14 protein-coding genes and 2 pseudogenes are annotated in these 22,242 nt (G+C 60.1%); 15 read left to right on the forward strand and 1 reads right to left on the reverse strand.

Annotated elements, in window-relative coordinates; all coding sequences use genetic code 11:
• Positions 1–813: 813 nt before the first annotated feature.
• A complete protein-coding gene (locus tag AC1DXW_RS28420; RefSeq protein ID WP_477756626.1) occupies positions 814–1,035 on the reverse strand; it encodes a hypothetical protein in 222 nt (73 codons plus the stop codon).
• A gap of 1,013 nt (positions 1,036–2,048) precedes the next feature.
• On the opposite strand from AC1DXW_RS28420, the gene bcsQ reads away from it, so the two are divergent.
• The 15 genes and pseudogenes from bcsQ to AC1DXW_RS28495 all read left to right on the forward strand — a co-directional run.
• Positions 2,049–3,221: a cellulose biosynthesis protein BcsQ gene (gene bcsQ, locus AC1DXW_RS28425; RefSeq protein WP_477760749.1), complete on the forward strand. Its 1,173-nt coding sequence runs from the start codon at positions 2,049–2,051 to the stop codon at positions 3,219–3,221.
• Positions 3,218–5,449, forward strand: a complete 2,232-nt coding sequence (gene bcsA / locus AC1DXW_RS28430; RefSeq protein WP_477760750.1) for a UDP-forming cellulose synthase catalytic subunit — start codon at positions 3,218–3,220, stop codon at positions 5,447–5,449. Before bcsQ ends, bcsA begins: the two co-directional genes overlap by 4 nt.
• Positions 5,446–7,749, forward strand: a complete 2,304-nt coding sequence (gene bcsB, locus AC1DXW_RS28435; RefSeq protein WP_477754302.1) for a cellulose biosynthesis cyclic di-GMP-binding regulatory protein BcsB — start codon at positions 5,446–5,448, stop codon at positions 7,747–7,749. Before bcsA ends, bcsB begins: the two co-directional genes overlap by 4 nt.
• Before the next feature lie 22 nt (positions 7,750–7,771).
• Positions 7,772–8,998: a cellulose synthase complex periplasmic endoglucanase BcsZ gene (gene bcsZ, locus AC1DXW_RS28440; protein ID WP_477754303.1), complete on the forward strand. Its 1,227-nt coding sequence runs from the start codon at positions 7,772–7,774 to the stop codon at positions 8,996–8,998.
• On the forward strand, positions 8,974–12,825 hold the full coding sequence (locus tag AC1DXW_RS28445) for a cellulose biosynthesis protein BcsC (protein ID WP_477754304.1): 3,852 nt from the start codon (positions 8,974–8,976) through the stop codon (positions 12,823–12,825). Before bcsZ ends, AC1DXW_RS28445 begins: the two co-directional genes overlap by 25 nt.
• Before the next feature lie 17 nt (positions 12,826–12,842).
• Positions 12,843–13,511: an SGNH/GDSL hydrolase family protein gene (locus tag AC1DXW_RS28450; protein ID WP_477754305.1), complete on the forward strand. Its 669-nt coding sequence runs from the start codon at positions 12,843–12,845 to the stop codon at positions 13,509–13,511.
• Positions 13,508–14,182, forward strand: coding sequence for an alginate O-acetyltransferase AlgF (locus AC1DXW_RS28455; protein WP_477754306.1), 675 nt, complete (start codon positions 13,508–13,510; stop codon positions 14,180–14,182). Before AC1DXW_RS28450 ends, AC1DXW_RS28455 begins: the two co-directional genes overlap by 4 nt.
• Positions 14,183–14,200: 18 nt before the next feature.
• Positions 14,201–15,610, forward strand: coding sequence for an MBOAT family O-acyltransferase (locus tag AC1DXW_RS28460; RefSeq protein ID WP_477760751.1), 1,410 nt, complete (start codon positions 14,201–14,203; stop codon positions 15,608–15,610).
• Positions 15,610–16,761 carry an alginate O-acetyltransferase AlgX-related protein gene (locus AC1DXW_RS28465; RefSeq protein ID WP_477760752.1) on the forward strand — a complete coding sequence of 384 codons (1,152 nt, stop codon included), beginning with the start codon at positions 15,610–15,612 and terminating at the stop codon, positions 16,759–16,761. The genes AC1DXW_RS28460 and AC1DXW_RS28465 overlap by 1 nt, the downstream gene beginning before the upstream one ends.
• Positions 16,762–17,292: 531 nt before the next feature.
• Positions 17,293–17,402, forward strand: a pseudogene (locus AC1DXW_RS28470) (ubiquinol oxidase subunit II); the annotation flags it as partial.
• A 128-nt stretch (positions 17,403–17,530) separates the two neighbouring features.
• Entirely contained in the window at positions 17,531–17,758 is a 228-nt protein-coding gene (locus tag AC1DXW_RS28475; RefSeq protein ID WP_477754309.1) for a hypothetical protein, read from the forward strand.
• Positions 17,730–17,966: a hypothetical protein gene (locus AC1DXW_RS28480; RefSeq protein ID WP_477754310.1), complete on the forward strand. Its 237-nt coding sequence runs from the start codon at positions 17,730–17,732 to the stop codon at positions 17,964–17,966. The genes AC1DXW_RS28475 and AC1DXW_RS28480 overlap by 29 nt, the downstream gene beginning before the upstream one ends.
• Before the next feature lie 160 nt (positions 17,967–18,126).
• Complete coding sequence (locus AC1DXW_RS28485) at positions 18,127–18,468, forward strand: hypothetical protein (protein WP_477754311.1); 342 nt, start codon at positions 18,127–18,129, stop codon at positions 18,466–18,468.
• A pseudogene (locus tag AC1DXW_RS28490) lies at positions 18,469–18,606 on the forward strand (tyrosine-type recombinase/integrase); the annotation flags it as partial.
• 310 nt (positions 18,607–18,916) lie between these two features.
• Positions 18,917–22,242: glycosyltransferase family protein (locus AC1DXW_RS28495; protein ID WP_477760753.1), on the forward strand; the 3,326-nt coding region annotated here is incomplete at its 3' end.

Raw genomic sequence — 22,242 nt, forward strand, 5'->3', positions numbered from 1 at the left:
TGCTCGCGATGGTCGTTAACGATAACGCGTATTTACTGGCTAAACGCGGCGCTCTTGAGTCCATCGCGAGCAAGCTCGCTCCTACAGCAGAACAGCAGGAGCCGACGGCGCAAGCCATCAGGCAGCGCAGGAAGCGATAGAAGGAAGCAACCAGCAGGACATTCACCAACGGCTGCTGATCTACCTGATCAATTCAGACTTCGATACAGCGGCGTGGATGCTTAGGAATCTCACGACACCTTACGAGACAAGCGAAAAGGTGTCGCGGGCATTAAAGGATAAGAGCTTGGCGGAGTTAAAGCGCGATCCCGCAAACCTACCGAGCGATACTCGGTGATTGTTTTGTCCAGAGGAGGTTTATGGCATCTGTTTCAAGCCTCAGGTTGTTACCGACCCTGAGCCAGAACAGTACGTCGTTAGGCGTCAATAGACTGAAAAAGATCCAGTGCCCCGAGCCATCGGCCTTTTCCTCTACGTCTGCAACGTACAACGCGACCTCGCTTTCGCTAAGTTCCAAGGCATCGGAGATTTCTCGCTGTGTCGGTTTTCTTACGCTGCTCATAGTGAAATCCATTTCTTGAACAAAGTGCTGAAAGCATAGCTGAACACCAAAACCTGGAATCTCCACCTGTCGCTTCAGGTCACGGAATGGCAGGAGACTGTGTCAACGCTCCTGATCACCCTCGCTACGGTGCCGGCCGAAGAGTCCGCCCGCATTGCGAGCATGTCGCGACCTGAAATCGCCGTTACGGAAAAGCAATCGTGACAGTTTGCAGCGGTTGCCAGGACGGGTATTGAAACCTGAAACTTCAATTAATGCGCAGGCATGGCGTCCAATGCCTGCGCATGAGCATCAATCATCACCTGAAGGGCGTTTGACACATGCGGATGCCCAACCCAGCGGTATGAAGCACTTCCAAGTAAGCCGGCTGCCGCGTTGTCCATCAGGCTTTTGACATCAAGCCCGCTGGCGATGGCCTCTCCAATAATTGCTACAAGGGCCTGCTCAAGTGCAATTTCGCGATCAGTGACCATTTCACCTCCTTGAACCGACTCCATGCCGGCCATAGAGATAAATAGCTCAAAAGAAATCAAAATGCCACTACCTCCGTCGCATTCAGTCACGGAGGGTGGCGCATGCAATGGAGGCGTCAGGGCACCGCTTTGGGTGGATGCCCAAGGCCTGCTCGGGGCGGTGCCCCCATGATCATCTTACTGATAGCAGCGCCGTTCTAGATGCTCTGGCACATCTACAAGGGGCCACGTCGCCAAGGGTTCACCCCGCCAGTCACCTCAGGGGGAGTGTGTGTAACGCAACTGGCGAGGCGAACGATTGAACGTTAGCTGAACGACTTGGATTGTCGCCTGCACCTTGTCTGAATTGGTGCCCACCCTGACCAGTTGCTGGCCATTCAGTAATCCATCTGAAACACACCAGGCCGGGCAAGCGGTCATGACTTTACCCAGCGCAGCGCCAAGTGTCCCGAAGACAACCCTGAACAAAATTAACATTGAGCCTGCCGGTGAACGACGGGCGAGGAATCGCCATGTCCGATTTTCAAATGGAACCCACGCCCACCGCTCGCAAGCGTCATGTGCGGCGAGTGCCACGGCTTCGCTGTGCCAGGCCAGCAGTACCAGCTCATTTCCGGTAGCTGGAAACCGCCACTATTCCTTCAAATACAGCAGTCAACTTCATTAATAAATAATCCGGCATAAAACCATCGAAGGCGATCAACACTCACACCCCATCTCACCGAAAGTTATTTATCCCGACAAACACATCCATTACCTATCATCATATTACAACTCACTGGACAGTAATTATTGGACGCACGCTAACACCTACACTTTCCACGAATAACATAACTCCCTGATAACACTCAGATCAACACCAATAAAGCTCACTGACTTATTATAACATTCGTTGACACTAAGACGCAGCCACCCTACATTAGTGGCACTCTGCCAACACCACGACGACGCATCAACTTTGTCAAGTTAATGGAATGCTGAGTTTCTGAGCTATTTCATTCCTGGTACAACGCATGAAATATGTAGACGACATTACGAAACTTTTTACACATTTTGGCGCCAATGCGCAGAGCTACCAGGAAATACAACCGAACTATAAAGATTTCAAAGACGACCCGGTTACACCTGCGCTGACTGAGCCAGAACCGTCGGTGGCCTTGCCTCCCCCAATACCAACGCCAACGTCCCCTGTGTTTCTACTGGACGAGCCACAGCCTTCTTTATTGATTGGCGCGCCGGTCGAGCCTGTGCAGAATGCTGCCCTCTCGCTAACTTCGCCAATATCCCCTCTCCTGACCAAGCCACCTGCGAGTTCTGCTACGGGTGACCGTCAGCGATTGAGCGACTTGTTACGTGAACTCAACCAGGTTCGTCGAGACGGTCTGTCAGAAACGACTCGCAAGCGGACCAGGGCAAAGGTCATTGCTATCGTTTCGGCGAATGGTGGGGTGGGTAAAAGCACCGTCGCCGCTGGCCTCGCAAAAACACTTCGGCGCCCTGGCGGGCGAACCATCGCAATTGATCTGGACCCTCAGAACGCGCTTTCCTGCCACTTGGGTATCACCAGGCAGGTTCCCGGGCTGATCCAGCTCAAAGAGCAGGGCGCAGACTGGGGCGCTCATCGCCTGCCGGGCTTTGGCGACAGCGAGTGCCTGCCCTTCGGCACTGGCGAGGTGAGCGATCGCCGATTGCTCAAGCAGTTGATGCTTGAAGATTCTGACTGGTTGAATCAGCACCTTGCGTCAATGGACCTCAGCGAAAACGATACCGTGATCCTGGACACGCCTTCGGGTGCGACCGTCTATTCGCAACAGGCACTCGATGCCGCCGATCTGGTGCTGGTGATGACGGTGGCCGACGCGGCTTCCTACCTGGCACTGGACACCATGACCCAGTGGCTGGAAACCAGCCGACGACGCGCGCAGTGGCACCGGTATGTACTCAACCAACGGGATGACTCGCGTTCGTTCAGCAGGGACATGGGCGTGCTGTTTCGGCGGCGGCTCGGCGCTAACCTGATCGGGACGATTCGTCTCGATCACCAGTTCAACGAGTCGCTGGCCTATGGTCGGGACCTGTTGCAGTACGCACCTGAGAGCATTGGCTGTCAGGACATTCATTCGCTGTCAGACGCGGTCCATGCCCTGCTTTTTGCGGATGCTTGCAGCCAGCAGGGCACGCCATGACCGCCCGGCTCAATCAGCTACCTGCAAAGACGTGGTGGTTGCAGGAACTACTGGATACTTTCGTGGCAAGCGTCAGTCGCTGGCCCCTGCGTTGGCGTCAAGGCCTGAAGATCTCGGCCGGGCTGATCGCTGCATTGTTGGTGCTGGGTATCCTCACTGCGCCGCTGAACCTGTATTCCCAGGCCGCGTTTGCCGCCGTCTGTTTTGCCGCCAGCCTGATCATCCGCAAGCAAGCCGGGCGTCTGGCGATCCTGACCCTGGTCACCCTCTCGCTGATCGCTTCGTTTCGCTACATGTACTGGCGCCTGACCGACACCCTGGGCTTCGACAACTGGCAGGATGCCGTATTTGGCTACGGATTGGTGCTGGCCGAACTGTATGCCTTGCTCGTCCTCGTCTTCGGCTATGTACAGACCGCCTGGCCGCTGCATCGCACACCGCAGTTTCTGCAACAACCGCCCGCTGAATGGCCGACGGTAGATGTCTTCATCCCCACCTACAACGAAGCGTTGGGCATCGTCAAACTGGTGGTGCTTGCGGCCCAGGCCATCGACTGGCCCGAGGGCAAGCTGCGGGTGCACGTGCTCGACGACGGACGTCGGGACGAGTTCAAGGTTTTCTGCCAGCAAATCGGCGTCAACTACATCACCCGCGACAACAATCAACATGCCAAGGCCGGCAACCTCAACGAGGCGCTCAAAGTCACCGATGGCGAGTTCATCGCCATATTCGACGCCGACCACGTGCCCACCCGCTCCTTCCTGCAGATCACCATGGGCTGGTTTATCAAGGACCCGAACCTGGCGTTGCTGCAAACGCCGCACTTCTTCTATTCACCCGATCCGTTCGAAAAGAACCTCGATACCTTTCGCTCGGTGCCCAATGAAGGTGAGCTGTTCTACGGCCTGGTGCAGGACGGCAACGACCTCTGGAACGCAACGTTTTTCTGTGGTTCCTGCGCGGTCATCCGGCGTACTCACTTGCTGGAAGTCGGCGGTATCGCCACCGAAACCGTGACGGAGGATGCGCACACGGCACTCAAGCTCAATCGCCGTGGTTTCAACACCGCCTACCTCGCCATTCCACAAGCAGCAGGACTCGCTACGGAAAGCCTTTCCCGGCACATCCGTCAGCGCACACGCTGGGCTCGGGGTATGGCGCAGATTTTTCGGACCGACAATCCACTGTTTGGCAAAGGACTGAACCTGGGGCAGCGCATCTGCTACCTCAACGCCATGATGCATTTTTTCTACAGCCTGCCCCGCCTGGTGTTCTTGACCGCGCCCTTGGCCTACCTGATGTTCGACGCGCAGATTTTTCATGCCTCGGCGTTGATGGTCATGGTCTATGTGCTGCCGCATATTTTCCATTCCAGCCTGACCAACTCCGCCATTCAGGGGCGCTTCCGCCACTCCTTCTGGAACGAAGTGTATGAGTCGGTGTTGGCCTGGTACATCATGCGACCGGTACTGTTGGCCCTGATCAGCCCTTCGCTGGGCAAGTTCAACGTGACCGACAAAGGCGGCACCATCGAAAAGGACTATTTCGACTGGAAGCTCGCGCGGCCTTACATCGTCCTGCTGACCTTGAACATGATCGGTCTGGTGACCGGCGTGGTGAAACTGATCGGGGGCGATCCGGCCCAGGTCACGACCCTGCTGATCAACCTGGCCTGGACGGTGTACAACATCATTATCGTCAGCACCGCAGTGGCGGTGGCCACTGAGTCCTCTCAGGTGCGTAACGAACCCAGGGTGCCCGCAGATCTGCCTGTGYGCGTCTATCGCGAAGACGGCACCTCGTTCGATTGCAAAACCCAGGACTTCTCACAAAACGGCGTGGGTCTGGTACTGCCACCGCAGGTTCAGCTCAGCGTCGAGGAGAAGCTGCGGCTGTGCATTCTGCGCACACCGCCCTCAAGCCTCTTTCCCGCAAAAACGATCTTCAACAACGACAACGTGACGGGCGTGCAATTCGAGGCTTTGACCCTGCGCCAGCAAAGTGAACTGGTGCGACTGACCTTTTCACGGGCCGACACCTGGGCCAACACCTGGGGTAACGGCCGCCTCGACGCGCCCATGTCGGCATTGCGCGAGGTCAGCAGCATTGGCTTGCGCGCCATCCTGCGCTTGTTCGTTGTAACCCTGAAGGACAGCCACGCGCTGCTGCGCAAACGCCCGGTCGCTCCATCACCTATCGACTCCACCGCGGACACGCAACGATCTTGAAGCCTTCCACTCGCCGGACCTTTCTTCCTCGCCGCACACTCATGCTGATCGCCTGCTCGCTAGTGGGCTGGAGCGGCTGTGCCTTGAGTGCTGCCGCCCAAATCAGCGCCACAGACCCGGCAGTGATGCCGGTCGCATCGTTGCCCGGGACCGATGCCCCGGGCAATAGCTATACCCGCACCCTCAAGGAGCTGGGCAAAAGCTATTCGATGACCCTTAAAGGCGTGGAGGCTACCGACAGCGTGAATTTCGATGTGCGCGCCGATGAAGTCGTCACGGCTGCGCAGGTCACGCTGCAGTACAGCTACTCACCGGCGCTGCTGGCCGATCTTTCGCAAATCAACGTGCTGATCAACGATCAAGTGGCCGCCAGCCTGCCCCTCCCGAAGGAAGAGGCCGGTAAATTGCAGACCCGGACCGTGCAGATTCCGCCGCAGACCATCACCGAATTCAACCGGCTCAGCCTGCAGTTCATCGGTCATTACACGATGCAATGTGAAGACCCTTTGCACTCCAGCCTGTGGGCCAGGATCGGCAACGAGAGCCAACTGAGTCTCCAGGTGTCCTCGATTAAACAGCCCAACGACCTGTCCGCTCTGCCGCTGCCCTTGTTCGATCGTCGAGACGCCTCGCCCCTGAAGCTGCCCTTCGTGTTCGCCGCGCACCCAAGCGGTCCGGAGCTTGAGGCCGCCGGCATCCTGTCTTCCTGGTTCGGCGCCCTGGCCAGCTACCGCGGCGCAACCTTCCCCGCCAGCCTCACCAGCCTGCCGGCAAAAGGCAACGCAGTGGTGTTTGTCAGCGGCAGCGAATCAACGACCTTGAGTGGTTTGCCGATCAAAGAGGCCACGGGGCCGACATTGACCCTCATGAGCAACCCGAATGATGCTCAGGGCAAACTGTTGATCGTCTCCGGGCGCGATGGCGCCGATCTCAAAGTCGCCGCGACCGCGCTGGCCCTCGGCGGCTCGGCCTTTTCCGGGCAGAGCGTAGTGATCGACCGGATCGACTCGCTCAAGCCACGCCAACCGTACGACGCGCCCAACTGGCTGCCCTCCGATCGTCCGGTTCGCCTGGGTGAACTGGCGAAACCCGCAGAACTCAATGTGTCGGGTTATAACCCGGGACAAATGACCGTTGCCCTGCGATTGCCACCCGATCTGTTCAACTGGCGTGAGCCCGGTGCGCAACTTGACCTGAAGTACCGCTATACGCCGCAACCGGTCTCCACCAATTCTTCGTTGCTGATCAGTTTCAACGACACCTTCATCAAGTCGATCGACCTGCCTTCGATCGAGAAACTCGGCAACAGCGACAGCCTGCTGGCAATGCTCAAAACCGACGACAGCCTGGCCCGCACGTCGCGCATGCTGTTGCCGCTCAATTCAGTCGCGCTGCAATCGCGCCTGCAATTTCGTTTCATGTATGACTACATCAAACAGGGCGAATGCCGCGACATCATCATCGACAACATGCGCGGCGTGATCGACCCGGACTCGACCCTGGACCTCAGCCAATACGAACATTTCATGGCCATGCCCAACCTCGGGGTGTTCAAGGACAGTGGCTTCCCGTTCACCCGCATGGCCGACCTGTCTGAAACATCGGTGATCCTGCCCAACGAGCCGGGCCCGGCCGATCTGAGCGCCTATCTGACCCTGCTGGGCCGCTTCGGCGACTCCACCGGTTATCCGGCCACCGGGGTGAAGGTGGTCCACGCCGACCAGCTCGCCGAGCAAAGCGACCGGGATTTGCTGGTGCTCGCCTCGGGCAACAACCAACCTCTGCTGGATCAATGGCAGCACCTTCTGCCCGCCAAGGGCGAAGATGCTGCGCAGTACTTTGAACTGTCTGACCTGCCCTTGCGTCTGCGCAACTGGATCAGCCCGGATACGAAATCCAATCGGCGTGAAGCGCGCAGCAGCTTCAGGTTTAGCGCCGAGGACGGCAGTGCTTATCTGACCGGATTCGAATCGCCGCTCAAGAGTGGGCGCAGCGTGGTGTTTATCGCCGGCACAAGGCCCGGCGGCCTGGCCGACGTGACCAGTGCCCTGCTCAGCAGCGAAGAAAATGCCCGGCAATTGCAAGGCAGTCTGGTAGTGGTCAGGGGCAAGCAGGTCGATTCGCTGGTCGCCGAGCAGGATTACTACGTCGGGCGCCTGGGTCCGTTGCGCTATCTGCAGTGGTACCTCTCGCAGAACGTCATGGCGCTCATGCTGTTCACCCTCCTCGGGGTCCTGCTGCTTGCTTGCATGGCCTACCTGGCCCTGCGCCTACGGGCCAAACGTCGTCTTGGCCAATGAGCCGCGCAGGCCTGTGACGTCCATGAGCAGCCGGGGTACTTCACTTCGCCAGAGCCTGCGCGGTAACGCGCGCAGGTTGAGCGCTGTGCTTGCGCTCGCCCTGCTGGCGCCAACGATAGCGCCCGCACAATCCTGCGAGCCGCCGGCCTGGCCACTGTGGCAAACCTATGCCACACGCTTCGTCCAGGCCGACGGCCGGGTTCTGGAATCGAGCCTTGAGAACAATCACAGCACCTCTGAAGGGCAATCCTACGGCATGCTCTTCGCACTGATCGGCAACGATCAGCCACGCTTTGACAAACTCTGGCGCTGGACGTCAGCCAACCTCGCAGGCGCAGACACCGCCACACGCCTGCCGGGCTGGTTATGGGGACAAGGCACGGACGGTCAGTGGCGCCTGCAAGACGCCAATTCTGCCGCCGACGCCGACCTGTGGATCGCCTATGCCCTGCTCGAAGCCGCACGCCTGTGGCATCGGCCGGACTATCACCAGGACGCCCTGCACCTGATGGCGACGATCGAAGTGCAATTGGTCGTCAATTTGCCCGGGCTGGGTCCGATGGTATTGCCTGGACCACAGGGTTTCGTCCAGCCGGACGCTCTCTGGCGCCTGAATCCCAGCTACCTGCCACTGCCACTGTTACGGCGGCTGGCCAAGGAAGCACCCTCCGGGCCCTGGCAAGCGATTGCCGATAACACCGCGACGATGATTGCCCAATCCAGCCGCCACGGTTTCATCGCTGACTGGGTCGGTTATCAAGGCACTTCAGCACAATCGGGTGTCTTCGTGAGCGACCCGATCAACGGCGACACGGGCAGCTACGACGCCATTCGCGTGTACCTCTGGCTGGGCATGAGTGATACCTCCGAACCGCTGGCAGCGCTGCTGCTCAAGCGGCTGGACGGAATGGCCCGCAGCACTGTCGCGACGGGCTCCCCCCCGGAAACGGTCCAGGTGCTGCACGGCAGTGTCCAGGGTCAGAGCCCTTACGGATTCCGGGCTGCACTGATTCCCTACCTTCAGGCCAAGGGGCAACCCAGGTTGGCCGATCAGCAACGAGACCGCGTGGAACTTGCCTTGCACGAGGCGCTGTCCAGGCCTGATACCGACGCCGGTCCGCCGCGTTACTACGACTTGATGCTCAGCCTGTTCGCGCTCGGCTGGGCAGATAAACATTATCGATTCCGGGAAGACGGAACGCTGAAACTTTCCTGGGAGACCGCATGCACCCGCACCACCGCACGCTAGCCATCGCCGTCATGAGCGCATGGACGGCCGCTGCTGCCCACGCTCAAAGTCCGACGCCACAGACATTACTCGTCGAGCAAGGGCAGTACTGGCAGTTGCACAAAAACCCTCAACGCGCGGCGGAAGTCTGGCTGAAAGTCCTGTTGCTGGACCCGGTCCAGGTTGACGCACTGTATGGCCTGGGCTTGATCGGCGTGCAACAGGACAAGCCACAACAGGCTCAGCAATACCTGGCCCGCTTGCTGGCCATCCAGCCTTTGCCTCGGCAGGCACTGCAATTGGCACAGGACATCGCCCTGGCACAACCGCAGAACCAGCAGCGCCTGGAAGAGGCTCGGCGCCTCGTCGATGCTGGTGAGCGCGACAAGGCGACCGTCGTGTTTCGCTCGCTGTTCGATGGCCGTCCACCTCAAGGCACGATCGGCCGCGAGTATTACAACAACCTTGCCTTCAATCAGGCCGACTGGGCTGAGGCACGCAGCGGATTTCAGCGCCTGCAACGTGAAATGCCCAACGACTCTATCGTCGCGCTGTTTTACGCCAAGCATCTGGTGCGCCATGAAGACAACCGTGCCGAGGGCATCCGCGCCCTGGCCGCGCTGACCCAGCGTACCGACATTGCCGGTGATGCCGACGAAAGCTGGCGCCTGGCGCTGACCTGGATCGGTCCGCCCAATCCGGCACAAGTGCCGTTGTTCGAGGCGTACCTCAAGACGCATCCGGATGACGTGGAAATCCGGGCACAGATGAACAAGGGCAAGCAACAGGCAGCGACGACAGCCAGCAAGGAATGGCAACCGCCCGCCGAAGTTGCGCGCGGTCTGAAGGCGCTCAAAGAAGGCGATCAGGCCACCGCCGAACAGGCTTTTCAAGCGCGCTTGAAAACCCGGCCCGACGATGCCGACGCGCTGGGTGGTCTTGGGGTTGTTCGCCAGCAGCAACACCGACTGGCCGAAGCGGAGAAGCTCCTGGGTCAGGCCTCGCGACAACAGGACGGCAGCCACTGGCAAGTTGCGCTGAACGACGTGCGCTACTGGTCGGCGTTGCAGCAGGCCCGCGACGCCCAGGCCAAAGGTCAGACAGCCCAGGCACAGGACTTGGTCAACCAGGCGCTGCGGCTCAATCCAAACGGGGTGGACGCTCGCCTCGCCCTGGCGGACATTCAGGCCAGCGCGGGCCAGTTCGATGACGCTCAGGGCAACTATCGCCAGGTACTGAGCCTGCGCCGTGACGACCCTCAAGCACAGGAAGGGCTGGTCAACGTGCTGCTCAAGAGCGGCAAGAACGATGAAGCCCTGCAACTGATCAACAGCCTGCCGGCCACCGGCCAGGCAAAGATCGGCCAGTCCGCACGCCTGCAAGCYTTGCGTGCGACGCAACTGGCCGCCCTCGCCGAACAACGCAACGACCTGCCCGCTGCGCGCAATGCCTTGCAAGACGCGCTGCGCGTTGAGCCGGACAACATCTGGACGCGTTTCGCCCTGGCCCGCCTGAACCTGGCGATGGGCGAACCCCAGAAGGCTCGGGACCTGATCAACGCCATGCTCCAGGCCCATCCCGACAATGCCGATGCTCTTTACGTCAGCGCCTTGCTGTCGGTCCAGATGGGTGAGTGGAAAGCCGCCCAGACAACCTTGGCACGCTTGCGCCCCGACCAGCGCACCCCGGACATGCAAGCGCTGGCCGCTGACGTCAGCCTCAACCTGCAACTCAGCCAGGCGATCGAGTTGGGCAAGCGCGGACAACGCCAGGAAGCCCTGACCTTGCTCGAGCGTATTCAGCCGATGGCCAACAACAGTCCAGACCGCACGGCGAGCCTGGCCTCGGCCTATGTCGACATCGGCGAGCCGAGCCGTGCGCTGGCCCTCATGCGCGGCCGGTTGCAACAGACTACAGCGCCCTCGGCGGACTTCATCCTGCAATACACCGCTGTCCTGCTTAAAACCGGAGAAGACACGCAGGTCAACCAGATTCTGCGCGACCTTCAGAACAAGCCCCTGAACGCGCCAGCTCGCAAGCGATTCGACGACCTGCTCTATCTCTATCGCATCCGCCAGGCTGACCAGCTGCGTGAACGCGGCGATCTGGCCAACGCCTATGACACGCTGGCGCCCGCACTGGCGCAACGTCCCGGTGACAGCGCTGCCGTCGCGGCCCTGGCGCGGATGTACTCGGCCAACGGCGACACGGCAAAAGCCCTCGAACTCTACAAACCGCTGTTACAGCGCCAGCCAAACGACCCGCAACTGCTGCTGGGCGCCGCCGACGCGGCGGTGCTGGCACATGACACGGCCTTTGCCGAACAGGCGCTGCAACAGCTGCTCAAGACCGAACCCGGTAACCCTCAAACGCTGACCGAGGCCGCACGTCTCTACCAGAACATGGGCAAGACCGGCACGGCGACCGATCTGCTGCGCAAAGCCGTGGCCATCGAACAGAGCGAGCAACGCAGAAGCCAGGGCGGCCAACTGGCCGGCTCGACGGTGGCGCCCAACCCTTTTGCCGGGGTGTCGGGTTCACGTAATGAAGTCAGTCGCGACACCTTGCTGGCAGCCATCCCGCCACCGGCTCAGGAGATGCCGGGCAGCGCCCCTTTTGCCATCGACGCCCCGCCAAGGCCACAGCAGGCGAGCAATCCATTCGAGTCGCAACTGCCGCGCGCAGCACTGGTGAGCGAGGACATCAGCCCCGCGCAACTGGCGCTCAATAAAATCCTTCAGGAGCGCAGTGCCTACGTCACCCAGGGCGTGAGCATTCGCAGCAACAACAGTGAGTCGGGACTGAGCAAACTCACCGACATTGAAACACCGCTGGAAATCAATATTCCGCTGGATGAGAGCCGCGTTGCGCTGCGCGTGACGCCCGTCTCGCTGAACGCCGGCAGTGCCAGCAGCGAGGCGCTGTCGCGTTTTGGCAACGGTGCGCAGAGCGGCAGCGTCGGTTCGCAGAAAGCCGAGGGTGTCGGCCTTTCCGTCGCCGTTCAACGGCCCGCGGATGGGCTCAAGGCCGATCTCGGCACCACCCCGCTCGGCTTCAAATACACCACCGCCACGGGCGGCATCAGCGTTGATCGCCCCATCAGCGACAGCTCTAATGTCCGTTACGGCGTGAACGTTTCACGGCGTCCGGTGACTGACAGCCTCACCTCGTTTGCCGGCACCACGGACAAACGCAGCGGGCAGTCCTGGGGCGGTGTGACCGCCAACGGCGGGCGTGGTCAGTTGAGCTTTGACGACAACGAAGTCGGCGCCTATGGCTACGCCTCCTGGCACCAGTTATTGGGCAACCATGTCGAGTCCAACAGCCGCAGTGAACTGGGCAGCGGTGTGTACTGGTACCTGCAAAATGCAACGGACAGCAAACTGACCGTCGGCCTGAGCATGACCGGCATCAGCTACGCCAACAACCAGGACTTTTTCACCTACGGCCACGGCGGCTATTTCAGCCCGCAGACGTTCTTCGCCCTGGGCATTCCGGTGACCTGGGCACAACGCACCGGGCGCTTGACGTATCAAGTCAAGGGCTCGGTCGGCGTGCAGCATTTCGAGCAGGACAGCGTCGACTATTTCCCGACCGACAAAGCCCAGCAGGCGGCCTCGGGCCTGCGTTACGCAGGGCAAAACAAAACCGGGATCGGCTACAGCGTCGCCGCGGCGGCTGAATACAAGGTCGCTTCGAACTTCCTGCTGGGCGCCAATCTGGGCCTGGACAACGCCCGCGACTACCAACAACTCAGCGGCGCCCTGTCCTTGCGCTACCAGTTCGAGGAGATCAGCGGCCCCATGAGCCTGCCGGTCAGCCCGTACGCCTCGCCTTATTCCAACTGATCATTCTGGAGCTTTCGATGCCCACTTCTGCCATTGCCGGCCTGACTCTCCTTGTCCTTGGGGAGAGCCACATGAGCCTTGCGGACCATTTGCTGGAGCCGCTGCACGACAACCTGACTCGCCAAGGCGCCCAGGTCCACTCCATCGGTGCCTGCGGCGCCAGCGCCGGTGACTGGTTGATCAGCAAGAAGGTCGACTGCGGCGCCGAGCGCAAAGGCAACGACAAGATCGTGATCAAGGGGCGCGAGGCAACCACCACACCGATCCAGGACCTGATCGCCGCCGACAAGCCCGACCTGGTGGTACTGGTCATCGGCGACACCATGGCGTCCTATGACAAACCGGTGTTTCCGAAGGCCTGGGCATGGCAAAGCGTCACCGGCCTGGCCAAGGCCATTGCCGCCACCGGAACCCGCTGCGCCTGGGTGGGCCCGGCCTGGGGCAAAGCCGGTGGCATGTACCAGAAGAATGATCCCCGCACCCAATTGATGTCGCAGTTTCTGGCCGCGAACGTGGCGCCTTGCACCTACATCGATTCGCTGACGTTCTCCAAACCCGGGCAGTGGATCACCACCGATGGTCAGCACTTCACCGTCGCCGGTTATCAATCCTGGGGCAATGCGATTGGTGGAGCGTTGGCCAAACTGCCCGCCGACACTGTCAGCAGCACAGGAGCCGGCAAATGACCCGATCCGCCTGTGGCTGGGCGCTGTTCGCGCCCTTGATGCTGAGCCTGCACGTCCAGGCCGCCGACATTGCCCTGTACCCGACGGGCCCGGATCAGGACTCGGCCTTCCTGCGCTTTATCAACGCCGCCGACCAACCGTTGCAGCTGCTGGCCGAAGGCTCGCGCGCAAGCCTCAAACTGGAAGGCTCGAATGCCGTGTCCGACTACCTGCCCGTGCCCGCCAACCAGCCGATCAAGGGCACCCTGGAACGCAACGGCAAAAGCCAGCCGCTGGACATCCAGGTGGCAGCCGGCGAATTCGCCAGTGTGATCGCCTTGTCAGACAGCGCTCAAGGTATCCGCCAGGTTGTCATCCGTGAGCAACCCGACGACTTCAATAGCCTGAGAGCCTCGCTGGCGTTTATCAGCGCCGATCCAGCGTGCACCCAGGCCGGCTTGCGCGCTGCGGGGAAGAACGCCGACCTGTTCAAGGAGGTGGCCGACGGCAGCGTACAACGCCGAGCGATCAACCCGGTCAGCCTGTCGGTGCAATTGGTCTGCGCCCAAACCAACGTCGGTGCCCCGCTGGACCTGGGCCAGCTCAAGGCTGGCGAGCGCTACAGCGTTGTGCTGCTGCCTGGCGCAAATGGTCCTTCCCTGTTGCTCGCGACTGACGTCCTGGCCCACTGATCGGATCGCGCTACCACCATGGTTTTTGCCTCGCTCGAGTTTCTGACGTTGTTCCTGCCGCTGTTCCTGGCGGCCTATGCCGTGTGCCCAGCCGCCTGGCGCAACGTCACGTTACTGATCGGCAGCTGGCTGTTCTATGGCTGGTTGAGCCCACGGTTCCTCGCGGTGCATGTGGTGCTGACGATCACGGCGTGGATCGGCGGCTTGCTGATTGACGCCTTGCGGGAAGAAGGCAAGGGTCGCGTGCGGCTACTCGCGACGCTGATCGTGCTCAACACGGCGGTGCTGTGCTGGTACAAGTACGCCAACATCGTTGCCGGCACCTTGATCGATACCATCACCGGGTACGGCGCCATGCCCCCGGACTGGCAGCGGGTCATCATGCCGGCGGGGCTGTCGTTTATCGTCTTGCAGGCGATTTCCTATCTGGTGGATGTGCATCGCCGTACCGTGCCGGTCGAACGCAGCTTCATTAACTACGCCACCTATATTTCGATGTTCGGCCATTCGGTCGCCGGCCCCATCATTCGCTATGACTGGGTTCGGCGTGAGCTGAATCAACGTTACTTCAACCTGCAGAATTTCTCGCTGGGCACACGCAGGTTCATGGTCGGGATGTGCATGAAGGTCCTTGTGGCCGACACCCTGTCGCCGGTAGTCGATGTGGCGTTCAATGTGCCGAACCCCAGCTTCTCCGACGCCTGGGTTGGCTGCCTTGCCTATTCACTGCAACTGTTCTTCGACTTTGCCGGCTACAGTGCCATGGCCATCGGGCTGGGGCTGATGCTGGGTTTTCACTTTCCCGAGAACTTCGACCGTCCGTATCTGGCCAACAGCATCCAGGACTTCTGGCGTCGCTGGCACCTGTCGCTGTCCAGCTGGTTACGTGACTATCTGTATATTCCGCTGGGTGGCAATCGCAACGGCACCTGGAAAACCTACCGCAACCTGTTCCTGATCATGGCCATCGCCGGCCTCTGGCACGGTGGCGATAGCTGGAATTATCTGCTGTGGGGCAGCGCCCATGGCATTGCGTTGTGTGTGAATCGTGCCTGGAACAGCTCTTCCCTGCCCCCGGTGCCGCCGGTGCTTTCCCATGGCCTGACACTGCTGTTCGTGTGCCTGGCCTGGACACTGTTCCGCGCCCCCGACTTTCATAGCGCGCTGAGCCTGTATGCCGGACAGTTCGGCCTGCAGGGCATCGCCCTCGGTGACGAACTGTCCACGACCCTGCGCCCGGTACACGGCCTTGCGGGTTTGCTGGGAGTGTTCGGTGTCGTTGCACCACTGCTGCGCCCTTACTGTGAGAAACAACTGGGCGGCCTTTCGCTCTACACCGCCGCCCTTTGGCCCATCGCCGGTTTCATGCTGTCGTTCGCACTGATCGCCAGTCGCGAAACCGTACCCTTCCTGTATTTCCAATTCTGATGACGATCCCCAAGCACACCCCGCCCTCCACTCAGCCTGATCTGGCGACACGCAACAGTCGGTTGGCAGGCGTGGCGCTGCTGATATTCCTGGTCGTCGGGCTGCTGTCCACTGGCCGTCTGATCGTTTCAGGGCAGATCTCGCTGCTACCCGATAAGGTACTGGCCCCGCAGATTCTTGACGGCGATATCACTCACCGGATTGCCAAGGAACTGTCGAACGCTTACCTCCCCACGACCTTCGCCGAGCTGGAGCGCGGTGCCAGTTGGCTGCTCCTCAATGACACCGGGCCGAGGGTTCGCTCGGGTTGTCCTGACTGGTTGTTTTTGGCCGATGAGCTCAAGGTCAATCATCAAGCACAGCGCAATGCCGATGCCAAAGTCCAGGCAGTGATTGATCTGAAGCAGCAGCTCTCCCAACGTGACATCAGCCTGCTGGTGGTCATCGTTCCAGACAAGAGCCGCATCGCTGCCGGGCAGCGTTGCGCACTGCACCGCCCGGCCGCTCTCGAAGGGCGCATCCAGGCATGGACCTCGAAGCTGGATGTGGGTGGCGTGTCGAATCTGGACCTCACCGGTGCGCTGACGCCACTGGGGGCCAGTGCCTGGTTGCGCACCGATACGCACTGGAGCGAATCTGGCGCGAAGGCAGCGGCCGAGGCCATCGCGCAGCGCCTGAAGACCCTGGGCATCAGCGCAACGCCACGCAGGTCGTTCAACGAAAGTCATGCCTCGCTCGCGGTGCGGCCTGGCGACCTGGTCCATCTGGCGGGCATCGACTGGCTGCCGCTCAAATGGCAACCCGCACCCGAAATGATCGCCCAGACCAGCACCCACGAACTTCCCGTTGCGTCAGCCGCCAGCCCTGACACCGAGGCAGACCTCTTTGGCGATGCCGACCTCCCCAATACCGTGCTCATCGGCACTTCATTCTCACGCAACTCCAACTTCGCAGGGTTTGTGCAGCAGGCACTGGGCGCCCCCGTAGGTAACTTCGCCAAAGACGGCGGAGCGTTCTCTGGTGCTGCCAACAGCTACCTCAACAACCCGGCCTCCAAAGAAACGCCGCCAAAGCAAATCATCTGGGAGATCCCGGAGCGGGACCTGCAGTCGGCTTACATCGACCCCATTGCCTATCGCTCGCTGCGGTAAGCCTATTGCCGGCACGCCTTATCGCATTGACAGCCACAACCGCGATGAGCTCGCAGCCCCTACCAAAAGCGGTCGGTGAAACAGGGCCGCTACCATCGCCATAAATGGGGCATTACACCCACCCAACCGGGCGGTTACCACCTAATTTGAGGAATATTCCCCCCTCACCCTTTCTCTCGCTTGGAACACTCAAAAACAGCCCGTTAATTAATTTGAGCTTTTTCTTCGCCCTATTGAAATGGCTCATTAGTTGCAGCCCCCCCTGGTACCCGCAACAGCTGTCGTCCCGGACATCATGGAGACGGCGGGGCTAGCCAGATTCGGCATGAGGCGAGGGGTGAAAAATGAAACGCGCGACATCGCCATGCAGCTCCATCACCTTGCTGCTCAGGTCAAGCCCGCCCTGTGCGATGCTCCTTACCCTGACCACCGCCAACGCCGTGCCGCTGGATGATTTCGGCCCGCCACCACCGATAGCCCCCTCGGCGTTTACCAACCCGCTGGCCGCCCCCAAGGCCGCGCGGGCCGTTTATGTTCGCCCTGATCGGCGCGCTGTTCATCCTGCAGGTGATCCTGATGTACACCTTCTGGAGCTATTAATGTTCCGCGGAAAAGTGAGAACTGGTGATGGCATCCTCTAATAAATCAATTGCTCGTATCACGAAAAGGCCGATAACCCTTTATAAGCAGGTCGCTCAGTTGTGCCTAATGTTTATCGCGCTGCTGATTATGCTGGCGTTGTCCGCTGCAATGGCGATGGAGTTGACACTTGGAGCGCTCTGACGAGCCCGGTAAAAAAAAGCAAATCATCCTCTTGGTATCGGCGAATGCTGTGGTTGATCGGTATTTGCATCAAAACTCTGGCGCTTGTATGAAGATCGCAACGCCTGTAGAAGAGCAGCTTTGGCGATTGGCTGTTGTTAATTTCATTGAGCATGCGCTGGATCAAGTCGGGCGCGTGTTCCTCCATGAACCACGCTGCGGTGCTGATCAGTGAATCCGAATCCTTCGAGGGCAAAGCAATGCCAACGACTGAAGAAGCTGTGTACGCAGCAGCCAGGCTTCGCGCCAGCTACCGGGGAGAAAACGAAGCCATGGCCGCAGTCAAGGCTCTCGAAGCCGTGGCGATATTGAAAGAAACACTATCCGGAGATAAGTACCAGGAAGCGCTTGAGAAACTCTATCTTGAGTACTCAAAACCTTGATTTATCTGTGCCGCATTCATGTTCGCCATGCTGACTCCAATGTCGCGACACAATTTGCTGATACGCGAAACGTGTCGCGACACTTGCCATTCGACGAAGAACACCAGGAGCGCGCCTACACTGAAATGCACAACGATTGAGCGGACATGGAGCTCCACGCATGCGCACTAGCGCCCTTGTGATTCTCCTTATCAGTTATGCGGTGCTGATGGTGCTTTTTTTCAAGCTTAATGCTCAAAACAATCGACGCCGCCGAGAAGGTCTTTACCAAGCCTTTGAAACCACAATGCGACAGCATGGGATCAAGTCTTTCGAGATCCTCAAGGAAAGTATTTTTATCGGCAACAACTTTCGGCCGTCAGAACTGTACCGGATATTGTTAGACGATTCCGGGCACTACTTTCTTTACCAGCACGCCAGCAATACACAGCCGATTTTCATGCCGCTGACCGAGGAGCGAGCGTTACAAGCTGCACAGGGTGAGATAGGAATTCAGGCATAGATCCTTTTCGGAGAGTTGCCGGCTAACTTGCAAACGATGGCGCTGTTCAAGGTGAACACCGGCACGCGGGAGCAGGAAGTCTGCAAGCCGAGATGGGACTGGAAGATCTCGCTACCGGAGCTTGGGACCTCGCGTTTCTACGCAAACTTTCAATCGCTGATTAACCAAACACTGGCAGATTTTACGTAACAATGCAGACCTCAATACGGCGCATGCGTTTTCACACAGCCTGGACCAAAAGCGGCCGCCTGGATCGTTCGCTAATCACCCAGCCCCCGCGGCTGGCATTGTCTATGTTCGCTAGCGAACAGACTTCGCCCCGATGAATAACCCACACTCATCGGCGGAATGCTGCGCCCGGCGGCGCAACGCCCGCACACCTAGCCTGGCGTAGAACCGCCTTCATTCCACATGCGACCTGCCCTGCGCGGGTCGTACGAAGGATTTCATGCAAAATATCCTGACTCGCACGCTGTCCAGCCTTTGGCGCTCACCGGCCATCTGGCTCAGGTGGAGTGCAGCGCGGCACAAGTTCGAGTACGAGCCCATCCTGCGTTCCGACCTGTTCAATGCGCAGCAGATGGCAGACCACGGTATCGTACTGGCACGCCAACATGTGCTCGGGCGTCTTTCAAGAAAGGACGCCTTGCTGGGCCGCCTGACTGACAACCAACTGCTTCTGGAACGTAGTTGCGCAGCGCTCAAGACCGTACAACTGTCCAGCCGGCGCGCCACCCCTGCGGCGGAATGGCTGCTGGACAACTTCTACCTCATCGAAGAAAACATCCGTACCGCCAGGACCCACCTGCCCGACGGCTACAGTCGCGAGTTGCCACGCCTGGCCGAAGGTCCTTCGGCAGGCCTGCCGCGGGTCTACGACATCGCCCTGGAAACCATCGCTCATGGCGATGGCCGGGTCGACGCGCCAAGCCTGGATTGTTTCATCGCCTCTTATCAGACCATCACGCCGCTGGCCCTAGGCGAGCTATGGGCAATCCCGATCATGCTGCGCCTGGCGCTGATCGAGAACCTACGGCGCGTGGCGTCCCGGGTAATGGCCAACCGGGATGACCGTAACCTTGCCGATGACTGGGCCGATCGATTGATCGAAATGGCCGAGCGCGACGCCAAGAGCGTGGTATTGACCGTTGCCGACATGGCGCGGTCGGCACCGCCGATGACGCCTTCATTCGTTGCAGAGCTGGCGCGCCGCCTGCATGGGCAAAGCGCCGCGCTGATATTGCCCATGGCGTGGATAGAACAAACGCTCGGTGAGTCCGGCCTTACCGTCGAACGCCTGGTGCAGATGGATGCCCAGCAGCAATCCGGTGACCAGGTGTCCATCAGCAACAGCATCGCCAGCCTGCGGTTGCTGGCGGCGACCGACTGGCGCGAGTTCGTCGAGCTGCTCAGTCATGTCGAACAGGTATTGTGCACGGACCCGGCGGATGTCTACGCGAACATGGATTTTGCTACCCGCGATCGTTACCGCCATGTGGTCGAACGCCTCGCCCGGCATTGTGTGCAGTCTGAAACCAAGGTGGCACAAGCCGCCATCGAACTGGCCAGCACCACACAGCCCACGGCCCGTGTAACCTCGCACGTGGGCTATTACCTGGTGGCTGACGGGTTGCTCAGCCTGGAGCAGGCGCTGCACGCCAGCGTGCCGCTGCTCGAACGATGGAAGCGCCTGCTCCAGAGCGCCCCGTTGAAGTTCTACCTGTACCCTGCACTGCTGCTGACACTGCTGTTGGCCTGGCCATTTCTCAGCAGTGCTTATCGCAGCGGCACGCCAACCTGGTGCCTGGTCCTGCTCGCCGTGCCCGCGCTATTGATGACCAGCCGTCTGGCGATCGGGCTGGTCAACTGGCTGGTAACCCTCACGGTAGCCCCGTCGCTACTGCCCCGCCTGGACTACAGCAAGGGCATACCGGCCGAGGCGCGTACGCTGGTGGCGGTGCCTACGATGTTTGCCAACGCTGGCGACATCGAGGCCCTGGCGGAAGGCCTGGAAGTGCGATTCCTGGCCAATCGCGATGCCAACCTGCATTTTGCGCTGCTCAGTGACTTCATGGACGCCCCTGCCGAGGTGATGCCCGAGGATGCCGAATTGCTCGCACTGGCGCGCCAACTGATCGAGGCGCTCAACCACAAATATGCCGATGGCCAGGTCGACCGGTTCTTCCTGCTGCACAGACCCAGGCACTGGAGCTCTACCGAGCGGGTATGGATGGGGCATGAGCGCAAGCGTGGCAAACTCGCCGAGCTCAACGCATTGCTGCGTGACAAAGGACTGCCTGGTAAAGGAAAACAGCGCTTTGCATTGATCGTCGGTGATGTCGCGCCACTGAGTGCCGTACGCTTCGTCATCACCCTGGACACCGATACCTTGCTGCCACGGGATGTCGCGCGTCAGTGCATCGGTACCATGATGCACCCGCTGAACCATCCGGTATTCGATGAACAGAGCGGCAAGATCGTCAGCGGTTACGCCATCCTCCAGCCACGCGTGGGGATCAGCCTGCCCAGCACGGCACGCTCGACCTACGCCCGCCTGTTTGGCAGCGATGCAGGTATCGACCCCTATACCCGCGCCGTCTCCGATGTTTATCAAGACCTGTTCTACAACGGTTCCTTCATCGGCAAGGGCATCTATGCCGTCGACGCCTTCGAACAGGCACTCGAAGGCTGCCTGCCCGACAACCGCATCCTCAGCCATGACTTGATCGAAGGGTGCTACGCCCGCTGCGGGCTGCTCAGCGATGTACAACTGTATGAGGAATACCCGTCTCGCTACAGCGCCGATGCCAAACGCCGACACCGCTGGATTCGCGGAGACTGGCAAGTGCTGTACTGGGCCTTGCCTTGGGCACCGAAACCCCAGGGAGGATTCGCGCCCAACCTTCTGAGCAACCTTGCCCGCTGGAAGATTTTTGACAATCTGCGCCGCAGCCTGGAGCCAGGCGCCTTCCTGGCCATGCTGGCATGGGGCTGGTTGGGTTCGAGCGAGGCCGTCTCCTGGACATTGGCAGTGCTCGGCCTGGTATTTCTCCAACCGGTACTGCAGTCGGTACTCGCGCTGGTACAGAAAGCTGCCGATATTCCATTGGGGCAACACCTGAGCGCGGCATTGCGGACCTCGGGCCAGCATTTCATGCGAGCGCTGTTGTCGATTGTCTGGTTGCCCTCCGATGCGTTGTTGAGCTTCGATGCGATTGGCCGCTCACTGTGGCGCATGCTGGTCAGCAAACGCCGCCTGCTGCAATGGCAACCTTCTCGTGAGGTGGAGCGCTCCAGTGGCAACGATCTGTCCGGCATGTATAAAAGCATGTGGATTGCCCCTGCGCTGGCGCTGCTGCTATTCGCGGCCCTGCTCCCCTCTCTCTATGTACTCGCACTGGCGGCGCCCTTGCTGCTGGTGTGGCTGGCGAGCCCGGCGATTGCCTGGTGGATCAGCCTGCCGACAACACCGACGGGGTTCAGTCCGTCAGCGCAAGACCTGCGATTCCTGCGCATGCTGTCACGCCAGACCTGGGCGTTCTTCGATCGCTATGTGGGCCCTGAGGACAACTGGTTGCCGCCGGACAACGTCCAGGAAATACCCAAGCCGACCATTGCCCATCGCACCTCACCGACCAACATGGGCATGGCCTTGCTCTCTCACCTGGCGGCCCACGATTTCGGTTATCTGAGTACCGGGCGCTTGCTTGAACGCATAACAGCAACCCTTGAGTGCATGGCCGGCCTTGAGCGACACCATGGGCACTTCTACAA

This window comes from Pseudomonas sp. P4_C4, assembly GCF_056402055.1.